The sequence below is a fragment of the Candidatus Neomarinimicrobiota bacterium genome, from assembly GCA_041154365.1.
Lineage (GTDB): Bacteria > Fidelibacterota > Fidelibacteria > Fidelibacterales > Fidelibacteraceae > Fidelibacter > Fidelibacter multiformis.
In genome coordinates this window covers 2770786-2788509 of the sequence record AP035449.1, presented here as the reverse complement: position 1 = coordinate 2788509, position 17724 = coordinate 2770786, and the positions used below count along the sequence as shown (strand labels likewise).

Genomic DNA, 17724 nt, shown 5'->3' with positions numbered 1-17724 from the left:
TGTATAATATGTGCATCGTATTTAAGTTATCCACACCCTTTTTACAGAAGAAGAAGACGGGTGAAAATTCCATAACATCCTTATAATCAACCTGTTCTGAATTTAATCTCCTCACGCGCCTATAAGATGGAGTTCAAGCGTGCTTCAGATATCCACATGTTGTCCACATTCATTCCAATCTGCGCGAAGTGAAGTTTGCAAATTGAGGTGGCAATGTCAAGACACTTTTTAAGAAAATTGTAAAATCATTATAAATCGCGCTTGCTATTTTTAATCATAAATATTTGATAATGACGGACATTTTTTGGATATTACCAGGCTGTAAATCAAAAAAATGGAAAATAAAGGAGATTTCCCTTGAAAAGAACATTTCAACCCAGCAACAGGCGGCGCAAAAATAAACATGGCTTTCGCTCACGCATGGAAACACGAGGTGGAAGGACTGTCCTTTCGCGGCGCCGGGCCAAGGGGCGGAAGCGTCTGTCGGTCTCTTCGTGAGCCATTCCCTGAAAAAAAAAGCCATTTTAAGAGACCGTGCGGCCATACAGGAGCTTTTTGAAAAGGGTCGATGGAAAAGCTGTCCCTTTTTTCACATGGTTTATTCCCCCAATGCGGGGGAAAACCGCTATCTTTTCGCAACCCGGAAAACAATCCGGGGGGCCGTCCGGCGAAACAGATCCCGCCGTGTATTGAAAGAAGCCGTCCGCTTAAACCAGGATTCCATACCCGTGGGTTTCGATTATGGTTTCATTGCCTCGACAGTTCCTGAAAAGGGGGCAACTCCACAGATTGAAAAGTATCTGAAAAAAATGGTTGTTCAGATCAAATGAAATATCTGATACTGAAAAGTATTCGTTTTTACCAACATTTTATCTCCCCTTATTTTGCACCTTCCTGTCGCTTTTCTCCCACCTGCTCATCCTATGCGTATACGGCCATAGAGCGGCATGGATTTATTAAGGGGGGTAAAATGGCCTTGTTCAGAATTTTTAAATGTCATCCCTTTCACCCCGGGGGATATGATCCGGTACCGGAAAAGGAGAAAAACAGTGTTTGATAGAAATACGGTTATCGCATTTATTCTCATTGCTTTAATTATGATTTTCATGCCCTTTTATCAAAAACAATTTGTTGGAGAACGAGAACCGGTCTCCGAGGGTTATCAGCGGGAAAAGGTTCAGGGTCCGGCAGAAGTTACCGAAACTGAATTTCCACCAACCCAAAGCATTTCAAAACCTGAGGATGTTCCGGTTCATCATGTTCCCGATGAAATGAGCGCCGAGGAAAAAGAGCTGGTTATATCCACAGATACCTATTTTTTAACCCTTTCAAACCGGGGAGGCGGAACTGTCACCCAGTTTCGTTTTAAAGAATACAAGACCTTCCGGGGCAATCGGGTTCACCTGTTAAAACCCGGCGCCGCCGGAAATCTGGGAATGGAATTTCCCATCTCAGATACTGAAACCCTGTCGTTTAATGAGATTCCCTTTCAATCAAAGGTCTTTGAACAGCATTCGAACCTGGACACCCTTTATATCAACAGCCCGCGGACCCTTTCTTTTACCCTGAAAACGGAAGAAAATCAGGAAATTACCCGCACGTTTACATTTTCTCCTGAAGGATATGCTTTTGACCTTGATCTTGTATTAAAGAATTATGCCGGTCTTGCCCCCAATATGATATATACCCTAAACTGGTATGATGGTTTTGCCATTACCGAGAAAAGTGTGGATGATGATTTAAACTATTCATACGTCTACAGCAAAGTGGGAGAAGAGCTCACCCATCTTCAGTTAAAGGAAAAGGAACAAAACATCAGAACAGACGGGGATGCCCGGTGGGTTGCCCTGAGATCCAAATACTTTCTGGCATCTGTTGTGGCAGAGTCCCGGCCCGGCATCCGGACAGAAATCTATGGAGCCCGGAGCAAGACAGAGCGCTTTTTCAATGCCCGCCTATTTATGCGTCTGCCCGCCAGGGATATACACGAAGACCAATATAAGGTGGTGATCGCCCCTCTCGATGAAAGCTACCTGACTTCGCTGGGTTATGGCCATGAACATGTGATGAACTGGGGCTGGAAACTCATCAAGCCGATCTCAGTGGGAATTCTGAAACTCCTTCGGTTCATGCGGGGCTTTATTCCAAATTATGGAGTCGTCCTTTTGATCTTTTCTTTCCTGGTGAAAATCATTCTCTATCCGTTGACGCACAAAAGTTACGAATCCATGAAGCGGATGCAGGAACTTCAGCCCCTGCTGGCAGAATTGAAGGAAAAGCACGCCAACAATCCCCAGGCCCTGAACCAGGAAACCATGAAGATGTACAAGGAATATGGTGTGAATCCTCTGGGCGGGTGTCTGCCCATGCTTTTTCAGATGCCCTTACTTTACGCCCTGTTTATTGTTTTTCGCACAACCATTGAGCTTCGGGGCGCCTCTTTTGTCTGGTGGATCAAAGATTTAAGTACTCCTGATGTGATCTTCAATCTGCCCTTTTCCATTCCTCTCTATGGGGATGGGGTAGCGGTTTTGCCCATTATTATGGCCCTGACCATGATACTTCAGCAAAAAATGACCGGAGCCAGCCAGGCCAACCAGCAGCAAAAAATCATGATGTGGTTTATGCCTGTCTTCTTTTTATTGATCTTTAACAATTTTCCTTCCGGTCTGAACTTGTATTATACTGTTTTTAACTTACTGACCATTCTCCAGCAGAAGCTTTTTATCAATCCATCCGTCCACGCAAAACTGGCGGAACAGCGGGAGAAAATGGACGCCAGGCAGAAAAAGGCAAAAAAGAAGTAGTATCATGGCAGGATATGAAGGGACAATTGCTGCACTTTCCACACCGGAAGGTGTCGGTGGCATTGCCGTTGTCCGTGTTTCCGGACCGGATGCTTTGCATATCATAAAACCTTGTGTATCACGGATACCCCCGAAAGCTTTGCAGGCAACCTTCACACCATTTTTCAATCCGGAAGACGGACATTTTATAGATGACGTCATTGTTACCTTTTTCAAGTCCCCCCGCTCATATACCGGTGAAGATCTTCTGGAAATTTCCTGTCATGGCGGGCGGATTATTCCTGCTCTTATACTGGAGGTTCTTTATGCCCGCGGTGCCCGGCCGGCCCTGCCGGGAGAATTCACACGACGTGCTTTCATTAACGGGAAAATGGATCTTACACAGGCAGAGGCCGTGGCCGATATGATTCACGCAGAAACAGAAAAGAGTTTAAAATCGGCACGTGTTCTTCTCCAGGGCCGTTTGGCCCGTGAGCTGGAGGAAATCCGTCATCTGCTTTTGGATGCCGCCTCTTTACTGGAAATCGGACTGGATTTCAGCGACCAGGATATTGAAACCATCGACCCGGAAGACATTCGGGACCGGATTGAACGGGGATTAACACACATCAGCGATTTGATGGCCAGTTATCAGACAGGCCGTATTTTACATGACGGGGCCCGGATTCCCATTGTGGGAAAACCAAATGCTGGCAAATCAAGTCTTTTAAACGCCATTCTCAAAGAAGAACGAGTGATAACCTCAGATATCCCCGGAACAACCCGGGATTATATTGAGGAACGGATAAACCATTCGGGGTATCTCCTGCGTCTTTATGATACCGCCGGTTTACGGGATACCCGGGATTTCATCGAGTTGGCCGGATTGGAAAAAACCAAGAAGCTGATGAAAGATGCCGACCTGATGCTGATGATCACTGAATTCCCGAACGAAGTACCGGCCCTTTCCGCTTTCCTTGAAGGCCAGGAGATTCCCGGACTTATCGTCCTGAATAAAATCGACCGGCTGCCTGAAGAGGATGTCCGTACCGCCCTGTCTTATACAAAGCCTGACCGGCCGGTTTTTGCCGTCAGTGCCACAAAAGACATCCATATCTCGGCGCTTATGGACCGGATTCTGGATCTGTTACAAAACCACTACGTCCTGAACACCGAATCCGTGATGATATCCCATCTTCGTCATCAGAATCATCTCAACGCGGCGAAGAAAGCACTTTTAAGCGCCCGACAAGCGCTGGATGAGGGCATGTCCCCCGAATTTATCGCCCTGGATATCCGGGAGGCCATGGGAGCCCTGGATGACATAACCGGTAAGACAACCTCGCCGGAGGTGTTGAATCACATTTTCAATCGTTTTTGCATTGGAAAATAGATGATGTTTCACGTGAAACGCACTTTAGAGGAATTTGATGTTATCGTTGTTGGTGGCGGTCATGCCGGCGTAGAAGCTGCCCTTGCAGCCGCCAGGCTTCGGAAAAAGACCGCCCTCGTCACACTATCATTAAAAAGTATTGCCCGCATGAGTTGCAATCCCTCCATCGGTGGACTGGCAAAGGGACACCTGGTGCGGGAACTGGATGCTTTGGGTGGTGAAATGGGTCGCGCTATTGACCAGACCGGTATCCAATTCAAAATGCTGAACCGATCCAAGGGAAGAGCCGTTTGGTCTCCCCGGGCCCAGGCAGACAAACGGCGATATGCGGATTATATGCAACAAACCCTTTTAAAGACGGACAACCTTCACATCATCGAGGGTGAAGGTTCCCGCCTGATATTTTCACACGCATCAGTCCGTGGTGTTTTCCTGAAAGACGGTCGCAAGATCCACGGAAAATCTGTTATTCTTACAAACGGCACATTCTTAAATGGTCTGATTCACATCGGTCCGGTACAAATTGCTTCCGGGCGCTACGGGGAACTTCCTTCTACAGGCCTTAGCGACCAGCTGAAAGCAGAGGGATTTGTTGTCAAGCGCCTAAAAACCGGCACCCCCTGCCGGGTAACACATCGATCCATTGATTTTTCGCGGATGTCACCCCAGCACGGCGACCCGGATCCGGAACCTTTCTCTTATTCAACAACTTCTTTTTATCCCAAAGATATTCCTTGTTACCTGACTCACACACAGGAACAAACCCACGATATCCTGCGGTCTGCCCTTCACCGCTCTCCCCTTTATGCCGGAGATATCCGGGGAACGGGTCCGCGTTACTGTCCGTCGATTGAAGATAAAATTGTCCGATTTCATGAAAAAACCGCTCACCAACTTTTTCTTGAACCGGAGTGGGAGGGTTCGGAACAGTGGTATATCAACGGATTCAGCTCATCCCTCCCTATTGATATCCAGTTTAAAGCCCTGAGAACGGTTCCCGGACTGGAAAAGGCTGAGTTTATCAAACCCGGCTATGCCATTGAATACGACTACTTCCCCTCTTATCAACTCCGTCATTCTTTGGAAACGAAGGATGTTTCCGGCCTTTTTTTCGCAGGACAGATTAACGGCACAAGTGGATACGAGGAGGCAGCGGTACAGGGCTTTATGGCGGCCGTGAATGCCTGCCGGTTGCTGGATGGACTGGATCCCGTGATTTTTTCCCGTTCAGACGCCTACATCGGGGTACTCATCGACGATCTGATTACTAAAGAAACCGACGAGCCCTACCGTATGTTTACCAGTCTCGCCGAATACCGTCTTATCCTCCGGGCGGATAACGCCGATCATCGCTTGTACCCGGCGGCTGAAAAAATTGGAATACAAACGCCACGCTTGATCGAACGCTTTAGACGTTCCGTGCACGAGAAAACTCGCATCAAACATCTCTTTAAAACCACATCTTGTCCAAAAGACTCCCCCCTGGGCCTGTCTCACACCCGGACCGAGCGCTATGACCGGCTCATCAAAAAACACATCCTCCTCCGGGAATGCCTTCCAGCCGTACACCGGGAGATTTTTCCGGAAGTTCAGTTCCACAGCCTGGATCAGGCTTTTATTGAAACACTTTATGAGGGTTATATCCACAGACAGGAACAAATGGTGGAAAAAATGAAACTTCTTGAAGAAAAACAGATTCCCGAACACTTTAATTACGACATGGTGAAGTCCCTTTCCAATGAGGGGCGGGAAAAACTAAAACGCTTTCGTCCCGAAACCCTGGGACAGGCAGGCCGGATCCGGGGGGTTTCGCCCTCTGATATCCAAATCCTTCTGATTTATTTAACCTGATGTTTCACGTGAAACCATGGACATGACTCTGATTCAAACATTCCGGAATACGCCGGCTTATACCGCTTTATTCCACCGCTTAATGAGGGATAAACACATTTGGGCTGAAGCCCAGGTTCTTTCTTTTGTCGCCTTTCTTTCAAGATCGTTGTCAGAAGATGGCCTTTTCCCCGTCCTTCTCCTCGAGTCCGAACGGGAATCGGAAAAAATGCTGGAAGCCTGTGTATCCTTTTTTCCTGATGACACGGTTGTTTGGCTCCCGTTTTATGATTTTGGCACAGAACTTTATAACCATGCCCGCTTTGAGAATCATTTTGCCCGCTATGCCTCACGTCTCACCCGAAACAACCTCTCCTGTGTAATCGCTTCTCCGGATCTTCTTTCTCACCCGGTACAAAATCCTGCAGCCCCTTCCGTTTCCGGCTTTTCCCTTTCCGAGGGTCAGGCCCTTTCTTTTGAATGGCTTACACAACGCCTTTCAGATTTGGGATATGAGCGAACAGAGCTGGTGGAACATCCGGGAGAATTCTGCATTCGTGGCGGGATTGTCGATGTGTATCCCTTTGGCTCTCCCCTTCCCCAACGACTGGAGTTTTTTGGAGACACCCTTGAATCCATTCGCTCTTTCAATCCCGATTCCCAGCTCTCGGTCAACACGGAAAAACATCTCCGGCTTTTTCCTTCTTCCGGATCTTTTTCTCCCCGTTCACCCTTTATCGATCAATTACCGGAAACGACAGTCCTTATCAATCTTTCGGGCCGTTCCGTTCCCATCAACAAGGCCCTTTTGTCCATTACCTTTTCGCCTGTTTCTGATGAAGACTCCTTTAAGGCTTTACCTCTTCCGCCTTTTCAGGCAGGGACTTCAAGAGATGCACATATTGTTCGCTTTGTCCGGGACCTGAATACGGTGGTCCTTTTCTGGCAAAGTTCCCTACTGAAAGATCGGCTGGAAAAGTTGTTCCATGCCTGTGAAAATGTACATTTTATTCAGGGAAGCCTTCCTGAGGCGTTTCTCCTGAAAGATCTCCAGGCAGCTTTTTTAAATGACACTTACTTTTTTCAGAAAGAGCACCTTTTCAACCCCGATGCCCCCTTTATACCCGATGTAGAACGGGTTCCCCGCCGGGATATTTTGAAATACGGAGAAGCTGTTGTCCACGTAGATTACGGCATCGGCATTTATCTGGGCACTCGCTTTTCAGACGGAGATGAACAGCTGATTCTTGAATACGACCAGGAAGACCGTGTTTACCTGCCCGTCAGACACATCGATAAAATCTATCGTTTCTCCGAAGGTCATGCCCATCCGCCCCAACCCGATTCTCTGAAACGAAAAACATGGGAACCTAAAAAACAACGGGCAAAAAAAAGTGCCGCTTATGTAACAGATGAATTGCTTAAGCTGTACCGGAAAAGGGCCTCCCGAAAAGGACTTGCCATGGACGGAGAACCTGTGTCTGAAAAAGAACTGGCCCTCTCCTTCCCCTGGCCGGAAACGCGGGACCAGGGCGTGGCCATCAAAACAGTCAAAGAGGATATGGCCAAACCCCTGATTATGGATCGCCTGATCTGCGGTGATGTGGGCTTCGGAAAAACGGAGGTCGCTATCCGGGCAGCCTTCAGGGCCGTTCTTTCCGGCTATCAGGTTGCCGTCCTTGTGCCTACAACCATTTTGTCCATTCAACATTACGAAACTTTCCGGGAACGCCTTTCTCCTTTGGGAGTATCCGTAAATATCCTGAACCGCTTCCGCACAGATCGGGAATTTAAAACCCTGCGTGAATCTGTCGTTCAGGGGAAAACAGATATTCTGATCGGGACACATCGAATACTGTCTAATAAGTTGTTTTTTAAAAACTTAGGGCTTCTTATCATCGACGAAGAACACCGTTTCGGTGTCCGCCATAAAGAGAAAATTCAGTCGATACGGTCCAACGTGGATGTGCTGACCCTCAGCGCAACTCCTATTCCCCGGACGCTTCAGTTGTCCCACTCGGGAATCCGGGACATACTTCGCATCGATACCCCGCCCAAAGAGAGGATTCCAATTTATACAAAAGTGATTCACTGGGACTCTGATCTTATCCGCCAGGTTCTCCGGGACGAATTGAAAAGGGGTGGACAGGTTCTTGTGGTAGAAAATAATATCCGCGAATTGGAGCCCCTGACACACAATCTAGAGATGCTGGTCCCCGAAGCAAGAATCCGTTTTGCCCACGGACAACTCACGGGCAAAATCCTTGAGAACCAACTGATTGACTTCTTTCACCATCAATATGATGTTCTCGTAAGCACAACGATCATCGAGTCGGGTATCGACATCCCCAATGCCAACACCCTGATTGTCATGAATGCGCACCGATTCGGATTATCCCAATTGTATCAAATTCGCGGGCGGGTCGGGCGTTCTTTTCGAAAAGCATACGCTTACCTGGTAATCCCCCGGCACCGGCACATCAATCCGGACGCTATGCAGCGTTTAAAGGCGTTGGAATTCTATACCGATTTGGGGTCCGGATATCATATTGCCATGCGGGATCTGGAACTACGGGGTGCCGGAAATCTCTTTGGAACGGAGCAAAGCGGCCATATTGACCAGGTGGGATATCGTTACTTTTTAAAACTTCTGACGGATGAAATTGAATTGCGGACCCACCGAAAATCCCCCTTGCAGACCCAGCCCGATATTTCTCTCTCCCTGCGGGCTTTTCTGCCGCCATCCTATATTCCATCAGGGACAATCCGCCTGGAATTGTATCAATCCATTGCAGCTGCCGAAAAGGAAGAAGATGTACAAACCCTTTACAAAGAATTAAGGGACCGCTTCGGACCGCCTTCGCCGGAAGCCCTGAATCTCCTTCGGCTCAGACAACTGTATCTCCTGGCCAGAAGACTTGGAATAGAATCGATCACCCAGCTTACTCAATATACAAGCCTTGTTTTCAATCCCCATATTCCACACGATATCCTTCAAAAAATTGCCCTTTCCATGATTCCTGTTCTCAAAGAGCTGGAAATTCCACATTCCTTCCATACAAAGGGGAACTTTTCGATCCGCATTCATTTGGATAAAGGGAAAGAAACAGAGGTCCTGAAAATGCTGTTGGAATCGGTAACGAATAAAAATAAATTTGAGTTTTAAAAGACGGGAGATTCAATGAAAGTTCGCTTATTTCTGATTTTACTCACACTGATCTTGATTGTAACATCCTGTGACAAGAAATTTGATGACCAAACCATCGCCTATGTGGATGGTGAAAAATACACCCTGGAAGATTTGTCTGAACATTATTCCGCCGACTATCTGAAGGGTATCTCGGCGAATGTTGTCAAAGAACGGGTCGATGATTATATCAACATGATCCTGGCATTGCGGTATCTAAAGGAAACCGGACGCAATGACGATTATTCGTTTAAATATAAAATTCAGGTTAAAAAAGCACGGGAATACGCCCAGGCGTTGTATGATCACGAGGTCTTCAAACATCTGATCGGTGATGAAACCTATGATGAGCTCTATAACCGTATAAAATCACAAAAATTAACCCACCACATCCTGATCACGTATAAGAACCCCCGAAACCCGGATGTTGAAAGAACAGATAAAGAAGCCTTTGTACTCATCAACCAGATCCGTCGGCGGGCCAAACCTGAAAACTTTGAATCTTTGGCGGCTGAATATTCCGAAGATCCGGTTACCCGAAACAAAGGGGGAAACCTTGGATGGGTTAAGGCCGGCCAGATGATCGCCGTCTTTGACAGTGCCCTTTTTGCCACGAAAACCGGTCAGATCAGCCCACCATTCAAAACATCTTATGGATATCATATTGTCTATCCAAAACAGGAGCGATCCCTGGCCGTAAAATCCCGGGAAGAAGAGATGCCCCGACTGAAAATCCTGGCCCGAAAACTGTGGCCGGAACGCTTTCTTGAGCGCCAGCGGGAATATATTGATTCCCTCACCCAGAAAAACCCTCTCACCCTGTATCCCAAGGGCATTGAATCCTTTTACGCCGCCTTTGACTCTCTGGTGTCTCAAAAAAGAAATGTCTTTGAAACACTCCTTGAAATGCCGGACACCTTTTTACTGGCCGAATATTCCGGTGTCAAAATCGACAAAGACTGGGTTGTGGATTATATGGCCTTTTTTCTTGACCATGAAAAATTTCCCCGTTTCAAATCAGCAGAAGACCTGACGGATTTTGTGCGGGACAATCACATTCTTGATTTGCTCGTTCGCACCGGATCCCGCCTGGGAGAGGTGAAAGGAGAAGAATTTCAACGGAAAATCAACCGCTATATACTCCGGACAGCACACGCCTACTATTCTGGTGTTGTTATTTATGAAGGTCTTGAACCAACAGAAGAAGATCTTGCCCGGTATTACGTCCGAAATAAATCCAACTATATGATGCCCAAACAGGTTCACGTACAGGAAATTCTGGTTTCTGACAGTTTGCTTGCCCGGGAAATCCACAAAAAACTGATGGAAGGTGCCGTTTTTGCCGACCTTGCAGAAAAATATACCGAGCGTCCTGCCGGAAAACGGAATCGTGGTTTGCTGGATCCTTTTCACAAAGGGCAATATGGCCAAATGGGAAAACGGGCTTTTGAAATGAAACCGGGCAACCTCTCAGAACCTATCCCCCTGAAGGATGGCCGGTTTTCCATCATTCAGGTGATTGAGTTTTATCCCGAAGCCCCCATGGCTTATGACTCGGTAAAAAAGAAAGTGGTTCAGGACTACATCAGGGAAAAACGGGCAGAGGCAAAAGAAAACGCGTTTCAAACACTCTATGAAAAATATGATGTACAAATCAATCCACTGTATAAAAAATAGACTGTTCTGGGTCCTCTTTTCCGGTTTGCTGATTTTCTCCTGCTCTGAAAAGGAACCGTCCCACATTCTTGCCCGGGTTAATAATTCCTATCTGACAGAGGAAAACCTGAACCTGATACCGACCATGACCGGGACCGAATCCTCTATGGAAACGGAAAAAAAGAAACTTATAGAAAGCTGGGTTACTACAGAACTCTTATACCAGGAAGGGATGAAACGAAAGCTGGATAAAAACCCCGAAGTAAAAAACCAATTGCTCCAATATCAGAAACAGTTGATTGCAAACTTATACCTGCAACTGGAATTGGGCAACCAGCTAAGTGCAGATGATGAAGAAATTAATGAATACTATTTTCAAAACCGTGAACAGTTCCGTGTCGCCGAATTGACACACAAAGTGAATGTATATACATTTGAAACGGAGGATGCCGCTCAAAATGCGTACCGTACCTTTCTCCGGAACAATCCCGGCGCCGTTCAGGAGTTAAAACAAAATCATTTGACCATCACCCGGTTTGTCAAAGAAAATACAGTTACCCCGTATATCAGAAATCTTTTCTTTTCAGGCCAACCACCGAAAATATCGGAACCTTTTTTCCATAAAGACGCGTTCTTTCTCTTTGAAATCGTTGAAACCTTTCCGCCGGATTCCTATCTTCCCATCTCGGAGGTGCGTGAGGATATCCGTCAGGAAATCGGCATCATGAAATACAACCAGGCATACAATGCCCTCATTCATAAACTCAGGAAAAAATCACATGTTGAAGTGCTTCAGTAAAGGTGTCATTCTCATTCTCATCGCTCTCTTGCCCCTCCGGGCTCAGCAGCTGGTAGACGGTATTGCGGCAATTGTGGGACAGGAAATCATTTTGTACTCCGATGTTCAGCAACTGACTGTCGAAATGTTGCGCTCGTCTGGTATAAACCCGTCTTCCATGACAGAAAACGATTTTATGTCCATGCAAAATGAGGCCCTTCGTGAATTAATCAATATGGAAATTATCCTGCTGCAGGCCGAGGAAGATTCCATTGTCGTCCGGGAACGGGATATACAAACATCTCTCGACCAGCAGCTTCAGCAGTATATGGATGTGTTTGGATCTGAAGAACAAATTGAACAGGCCTTTAATCAGCCGATGCGAAAAATCCGTGAATTTTTATATGACCGGGTTAAGAGCTCTTTAATCGTACAGCAAATCCAAAATGAACGGTTTGGAAACATAAGCGTCAGCCGCCCTGAAGTCATCTCTTTTTACCAGGAAAACCAGGATTCCATACCAGAGATTCCGGAACGTGTAGAAATCAGCCATATCCTGATCATCCCAAAACCCTCTGAAAACAAAAAGTCCCAGAAGCGGGAAGAATTGAAAGCGTTAAGGGAGCGGATTGTGTCCGGTGAAATTTCTTTTGCCGCGGCAGCCCGCGAATTTTCCGCAGATCGCCCCTCGGCGGAAAACGGCGGTGAATTGGGATTTTCACCTAAGGGAACATTTGTTCCAGATTTCGAAAAAACCGCATTTTCTCTGGAAGAAGGTGAAGTATCTGACATCGTGGAAACACAGTTCGGTCTACACCTGATTAAGCTTGTTGAACGCAGAGGAGAATTCATCAACCCCGCCCATATTCTTTTTGAAATCAAAAAGGATGAAGCAGATAACGCCCGGACTATCCACATGTTATCCACAATACGTGATTCTATCCTTGCGGGAGGGGATTTTGAAGATTTTGCCCTCCGCTACAGCGAAGATCCTGATGTGGTTACCAACAAGGGGCATCTGGGTGAATTTCCAGTGAATACTCTGCAGATTGAAGAATTCAAATCAGTTGTGGATACCCTGGAAGAGGGAAAAATTTCCGAACCTTTTCAAACCTCTTTTGGCTTTCATATTCTGAAACTGAATGGCCGGAAACCTTCAGAAGAAATCACACTGGAAACTCACTATAACGTTATTGAAAACATGGCCGCTGCTCAGAAAAAACAAGAAGCCTGGAATCGCTGGTTGGATTCCCTGTATGAAAAATTCTATGTTGAGATCAAACGATAGTTATCCACAGTGTCCATGTATAACTTGTGAATGTGAATGAATAACTTGGCCACACATAAACAAACCGCAGAAAACAAAAGAATTGTTCACATGAACCAAAAAGTTATCCACAATTTTCAGGCGCTCAAAAAGCTTATTTTTTTTCACTTTACATGTGATATTCACACTTTCCACCCGTATATTATTATTAGTAATTTTTAAAAATAATAAGGGATTAATACAATGAAATTCACCGTTTCGAAAAATGATCTTTACCAGTCTCTTCAGAAAGTCTCAAAAGTTACACCGGTTCGTTCCACACTGCCCATATTAAGCTGTATTCTTGTCACGGCAGAGGACGGAGAACTCCGTTTCAGATCGACAGATCTTGAAATTACCATGGAAACATTTTGCAAGGCGGATGTGGAAGAAAACGGATCCATAGCCATTCCAGGACGCATGATTCTGGATATTACTTCTGAACTTCCTGAAACCGAGTTGACCATCCGTGTAAAAAATGAAAGCATTGAGATAAAAACACCCCAGGGTGGAGAATACCGCATAACGGGACGGTCTTCTGCTGAATTTCCGGGAGTCCCCCTGATAGATGACAGTACCACCATTCTCTTCTCGCCGGAAAAACTCCAACGGATGATTGAAAAGACAATTTTTTCCGTAAGTCATGATGAAATGAAAGCTGCATTGAATGGTGTCCTTTTTCAATTCCGTGAAAATTCCCTGCGGGGCGTTGCTACAGACGGTCACAAACTGGTTCAGCTAACCTATGAAAATTTTGAAAATAACACCCTGGAACGGGATGTGATTATTCCTGTCAAATTTCTCAATGTGTGTATGGCCAATATTAAAAATATTGAAGAAGTTCGTTTTAAAGTGGGGAAAAATCATGTAATGCTGGAAACGGAAGAAAGTGTGATTTATACACGTATTATCGAAGAACGTTTTCCGGACTATGAAAGTGTGATTCCCGTAAAAAATCCCAACAAAGTCCTGGTGGATATTGATGCATTTCTATCGGCAATCAAACGGATAGCCATCTTTTCCAATAAAAACACACATCAGATTGCCCTGACATTCAACGAAAACAAGGTTGTAATATCTACAGAAGATGTGGAAACAGCTTCCACGGCAAAGGAAGAATTATCCCTCAGCTATGAAGGAGAACCCTTAACTATCGGGTATAACGCCGAATATCTGAAGGAAGCCATCCGGCACATTGACGGAGAAAAGGCAAAAATATTTCTCAACACGCCGTTATCGGCAGGACTTTTTTACCCTGAGGAACAGGTGGAAAATGAAAACTTGCTGATTTTACTGATGCCCATCCGGCTTTAATAAAACAGAAGAAGGGCGGTACGATCCGCCCTTTTTTGTATATTCACCTGATGATGCTACAGACTTTAACTCTCAGACATTTTCGATGTTTTCAGAAACAGACCTTTCACTTTTCCCCTGGTTTGAATATTCTCTTTGGTCCGAACGGATCTGGGAAATCATCTGTTCTTGAAGCCATCTTTTTCTGTTGTTTAACCCGTTCCTATCGGACGTCTCGGGACATCGAAGCGATTATGCGGGACCACGACCACGCACTGATAAAAAGTAAATGGGAGAATTTGGGAACCGTCAAATTTACGTTGGTCCGGAACCTGGGGAAAAAATTACTTTTAAACAATGTTTCTGTTGAACGGTACAGTGACTGGATTGGAAAATTACCGGTGGTGGTTTTGTCTCCTGAAGATTCGGTGCTGACAAGTGGTGCTCCCCAATTAAAACGCCAGTATTTTGACCGGCTTTTTTCGCAGGTTTCCCATGAGTATTTGGCGAATCTCATTCACTATTCAAAACTGCTGAAACAACGCAATGCATATCTGAAACTTAAAAATGACAGGAAATCTTTTACATACGACACCCAGCTTGAAACCTATGATGAACAACTGGCACCCCTGTCATTGAAACTCTATGCTTTTCGAAAGGAAAATTTTTCCATTTTGAACGATTTTTTACATGCTTTTTTTCTGGCTATTGATGAACGGGATATCCCTGTATCCATTGAATACAAATCCTCCTTAAGCCTTTCAGAAAAAAACAATTCGTATATCGAGACATTTTTATCTGAATCCAGGGGGAATATCCAAAATGAAATTCTTTTGAAACGATCTTTAAGGGGGGCCGGTTATGATCGCATTGAATTCAAACGGTCCAGCCAGGCTTTAAAAACCGGAGCATCCCAGGGAGAAAAAAAGTTTTGGCTGGTTTGTCTGAAGCTGGCAGAAGGAAAATATATCCTGCAACAAGGAGGCGTTGAACCCCTCTATTTGTTTGATGATCTCTTTTCAGAACTGGATATTGACCATACCCGAAACTTGTTGCATCATATTCGGGAACTAAAACAAATAATTGTCACGTCTACAGATCTAAGTGATTTAAGGCGACAAGGGATATCACCAACCCCGGGATCGTTTAATATCATCGATATATAGGGCCCTCAGATAGTTAAATTTGAACAATTACTTCTTCATATTTAGTGGGTTATTTAATAAATTTAGCAGATGAAAAGTATTGAAGGTCCATTGAATGCTCTTTTGACCAGACTGACCGGTCCCCGGGCGCTGATTGAACACCAGGCCTTTCACAAGTGGCGGGATGTTGTCGGAGAGAAAATAGCGGCTGTCACCGAGCCTGAAAAAATTGTTTCCGGTGTTCTTTATGTCCGGGTTCGGGACCACGTATGGCGAAACGAATTGATGATGATGTCCGGAGAACTGGTGGAAAAATACAGAACCCTCATGGGAGAAACGGTTGTAAAAAAAATCAGGTTCATATAGCACCGGTAAGAAGTTTTGAATAAGAAGAAAGGAATCGGAAAGAAATGACGACAAGCGCTGCCAATGATTACAGATCAGATAAGATTACCGTACTTAAGGGACTGGAGGCAGTACGGAAACGGCCGGCAATGTATATCGGGGATGTGGGGAAGCGCGGGCTTCATCACCTGGTATATGAGGTGGTGGATAATTCCATTGACGAGTCCCTGGCGGGTTTTTGTGATAAAATTGTTGTGACCATACACCCTGACGAAAGTGTGAGCATTACAGATAATGGCCGGGGAATGCCGGTTGATATGCATCCTACGGAAAAGAAACCGGGCGTGGAAATCATCATGACCATTCTTCATGCCGGCGGAAAATTCGATAAGGGAAGCTACAAAGTGTCCGGCGGGTTGCACGGCGTGGGTGTTTCCGTAGTGAATGCCCTTTCTGAAAAGTGCCGTGTACAGATTCACCGAAATGGAAACATTTATGAGCAAACGTATGAAAAGGGTATTCCAACAAAAGCACTGGAGATAATTGGTAAATCCCGAAAAAACGGAACCACCGTAACCTTTTATCCGGACAAATCCATCTTTACGAAAGTCCAGTTTGATAAAGAAGTTCTGGAAGAACGAATGCGCGAGCTGGCTTTTTTGAACCGCGACGTGTCGATCACCCTGATAGATGAGCGGTCCGGAGAAGAAAGCACGTTTCATTACAAAGGGGGGATACAGGAATTTGTGACCTATTTAAACGAGGCCAGATCGCCTCTTCACCCCAAACCGGTTTTTATCACGGGGGAACGGGAAGATGTACTTGTTGAGTTTGCATTCCAGTATAACGACAGTTACAATGAAAACTTTTTTGCTTACGTCAATTGTATTCACACGATAGAAGGGGGAACCCACCTGACAGGTGCCCGGACCGCGCTGACCCGGAGCCTCAACACATATGCCATCAAGAACAATTTGTTCAAGGGGATTAAAAAAAGCAACTTTTCCCTGAGCGGTGAGGATACCCGGGAAGGGATTACGGCTGTTATCTCGGTCCGCGTGGCAGAGCCGCAATTTGAAGGACAGACCAAAACAAAGCTGGGCAACAGTGAAGTAAAGGGAATTGTTGATAGTATTATCAGTGACGGACTCTCAGAATATTTTGAACAAAATCCATCCGTTGCCCGAAAAGTCATTGAAAAATCGGTTTTGGCGGCCAAGGCAAGGGATGCTGCCCGGGCGGCCCGGGAGCTGACACGTCGGAAAAATGCTCTGGACAGCAGCAATCTTCCCGGCAAACTTTCAGACTGTTCCATTAAGGATCCGGCACTATGTGAACTCTTTCTGGTTGAGGGAGATTCTGCCGGCGGAAGCGCCAAACAGGGACGGGACCGGCGATTCCAGGCCATCCTTCCCCTTCGGGGTAAAATTCTCAATGTAGAAAAGGCCCGGCTGGATAAAATATTATCCAATAACGAAATTCGCACCATGATTACAGCCATCGGTGCCGGTATTGGCAAAGAGGAATTCGACATTGAAAGGATCCGTTACCATAAAATTATTATTATGACCGATGCCGATGTGGACGGAGCCCATATACGGACCCTCCTCATGACCTTTTTCTACCGGCAGATGTTTGATCTGGTCAAAGATGGTTATGTTTATATTGCCCAGCCCCCCCTTTATCGAATTAAAAACGGAAAGTCCATGCAATATGCCTATGATGATGATGAGCTGATGAAACTTCTGAAACGCTTCGACGCAAAAACAAAATCCAGGCTGAACATTTCCCGGTATAAAGGTCTTGGAGAAATGAATCCGGATCAGCTGTGGACTACCACGATGGACCCGGAAACCCGGACCCTGAGGCAGGTTTCCATTGAGGATGCCGCTGCCGCCGACAGAATGTTTTCTGTATTGATGGGAGAAAGCGTGGAGTCCCGGCGTCGCTTTATTGAAGCCAATGCAAAATATGTAAAAAACCTCGATATCTGACCAAGAAACAA

General features: G+C 45.8%; 14 protein-coding genes. All 14 read left to right on the top strand.

What is annotated here, in order from left to right; all coding sequences use genetic code 11:
- Positions 1-357: 357 nt before the first annotated feature.
- Positions 358-498 carry a 50S ribosomal protein L34 gene (gene rpmH, locus strainIA91_RS11800; protein ID WP_400167027.1) on the top strand — a complete coding sequence of 47 codons (141 nt, stop codon included), beginning with the start codon at positions 358-360 and terminating at the stop codon, positions 496-498.
- Positions 495-830: a ribonuclease P protein component gene (rnpA, locus tag strainIA91_RS11795; RefSeq protein WP_400167026.1), complete on the top strand. Its 336-nt coding sequence runs from the start codon at positions 495-497 to the stop codon at positions 828-830. Before rpmH ends, rnpA begins: the two co-directional genes overlap by 4 nt.
- Complete coding sequence (gene yidD / locus strainIA91_RS11790; RefSeq protein WP_400167025.1) at positions 827-1057, top strand: membrane protein insertion efficiency factor YidD; 231 nt, start codon at positions 827-829, stop codon at positions 1055-1057. Before rnpA ends, yidD begins: the two co-directional genes overlap by 4 nt.
- On the top strand, positions 1050-2807 hold the full coding sequence (yidC, locus tag strainIA91_RS11785; protein ID WP_400167024.1) for a membrane protein insertase YidC: 1758 nt from the start codon (positions 1050-1052) through the stop codon (positions 2805-2807). The genes yidD and yidC overlap by 8 nt, the downstream gene beginning before the upstream one ends.
- Positions 2808-2811: 4 nt before the next feature.
- Positions 2812-4179 (top strand): tRNA uridine-5-carboxymethylaminomethyl(34) synthesis GTPase MnmE, encoded by a 1368-nt coding sequence (gene mnmE, locus strainIA91_RS11780; protein ID WP_400167023.1) that lies wholly within the window; start codon positions 2812-2814, stop codon positions 4177-4179.
- 3 nt (positions 4180-4182) lie between these two features.
- Complete coding sequence (mnmG, locus tag strainIA91_RS11775) at positions 4183-6030, top strand: tRNA uridine-5-carboxymethylaminomethyl(34) synthesis enzyme MnmG (RefSeq protein WP_400168269.1); 1848 nt, start codon at positions 4183-4185, stop codon at positions 6028-6030.
- A 16-nt stretch (positions 6031-6046) separates the two neighbouring features.
- Entirely contained in the window at positions 6047-9175 is a 3129-nt protein-coding gene (locus strainIA91_RS11770) for a DEAD/DEAH box helicase (protein WP_400167022.1), read from the top strand.
- Positions 9176-9190: 15 nt separating this feature from the next.
- Positions 9191-10873 (top strand): peptidylprolyl isomerase, encoded by a 1683-nt coding sequence (locus tag strainIA91_RS11765; protein WP_400167021.1) that lies wholly within the window; start codon positions 9191-9193, stop codon positions 10871-10873.
- Entirely contained in the window at positions 10839-11651 is an 813-nt protein-coding gene (locus strainIA91_RS11760; protein ID WP_400167020.1) for a peptidyl-prolyl cis-trans isomerase, read from the top strand. Before strainIA91_RS11765 ends, strainIA91_RS11760 begins: the two co-directional genes overlap by 35 nt.
- On the top strand, positions 11632-12918 hold the full coding sequence (locus strainIA91_RS11755) for a peptidylprolyl isomerase (RefSeq protein ID WP_400167019.1): 1287 nt from the start codon (positions 11632-11634) through the stop codon (positions 12916-12918). The genes strainIA91_RS11760 and strainIA91_RS11755 overlap by 20 nt, the downstream gene beginning before the upstream one ends.
- 222 nt (positions 12919-13140) lie before the next feature.
- Entirely contained in the window at positions 13141-14250 is a 1110-nt protein-coding gene (dnaN, locus tag strainIA91_RS11750; protein WP_400167018.1) for a DNA polymerase III subunit beta, read from the top strand.
- A gap of 50 nt (positions 14251-14300) precedes the next feature.
- Complete coding sequence (gene recF / locus strainIA91_RS11745; RefSeq protein ID WP_400167017.1) at positions 14301-15395, top strand: DNA replication/repair protein RecF; 1095 nt, start codon at positions 14301-14303, stop codon at positions 15393-15395.
- Between the two features lie 69 nt (positions 15396-15464).
- Positions 15465-15740, top strand: a complete 276-nt coding sequence (locus strainIA91_RS11740) for a DUF721 domain-containing protein (RefSeq protein WP_400167016.1) — start codon at positions 15465-15467, stop codon at positions 15738-15740.
- A gap of 44 nt (positions 15741-15784) precedes the next feature.
- On the top strand, positions 15785-17713 hold the full coding sequence (gene gyrB / locus strainIA91_RS11735; protein WP_400167014.1) for a DNA topoisomerase (ATP-hydrolyzing) subunit B: 1929 nt from the start codon (positions 15785-15787) through the stop codon (positions 17711-17713).
- The last annotated feature ends 11 nt before the right edge of the window (positions 17714-17724 follow it).

Coding starts and splice junctions, on each gene's coding strand:
- gyrB (WP_400167014.1), top strand. CDS start 15,785: ATGACGACAAGCGCTGCCAATGATTACAGATCAGATAAGATTACCGTA.
- mnmG (WP_400168269.1), top strand. CDS start 4,183: ATGTTTCACGTGAAACGCACTTTAGAGGAATTTGATGTTATCGTTGTT.
- recF (WP_400167017.1), top strand. CDS start 14,301: ATGATGCTACAGACTTTAACTCTCAGACATTTTCGATGTTTTCAGAAA.
- dnaN (WP_400167018.1), top strand. CDS start 13,141: ATGAAATTCACCGTTTCGAAAAATGATCTTTACCAGTCTCTTCAGAAA.
- strainIA91_RS11765 (WP_400167021.1), top strand. CDS start 9,191: ATGAAAGTTCGCTTATTTCTGATTTTACTCACACTGATCTTGATTGTA.
- strainIA91_RS11740 (WP_400167016.1), top strand. CDS start 15,465: ATGAAAAGTATTGAAGGTCCATTGAATGCTCTTTTGACCAGACTGACC.
- strainIA91_RS11760 (WP_400167020.1), top strand. CDS start 10,839: ATGATGTACAAATCAATCCACTGTATAAAAAATAGACTGTTCTGGGTC.
- yidD (WP_400167025.1), top strand. CDS start 827: ATGAAATATCTGATACTGAAAAGTATTCGTTTTTACCAACATTTTATC.
- mnmE (WP_400167023.1), top strand. CDS start 2,812: ATGGCAGGATATGAAGGGACAATTGCTGCACTTTCCACACCGGAAGGT.
- strainIA91_RS11770 (WP_400167022.1), top strand. CDS start 6,047: ATGGACATGACTCTGATTCAAACATTCCGGAATACGCCGGCTTATACC.
- strainIA91_RS11755 (WP_400167019.1), top strand. CDS start 11,632: ATGTTGAAGTGCTTCAGTAAAGGTGTCATTCTCATTCTCATCGCTCTC.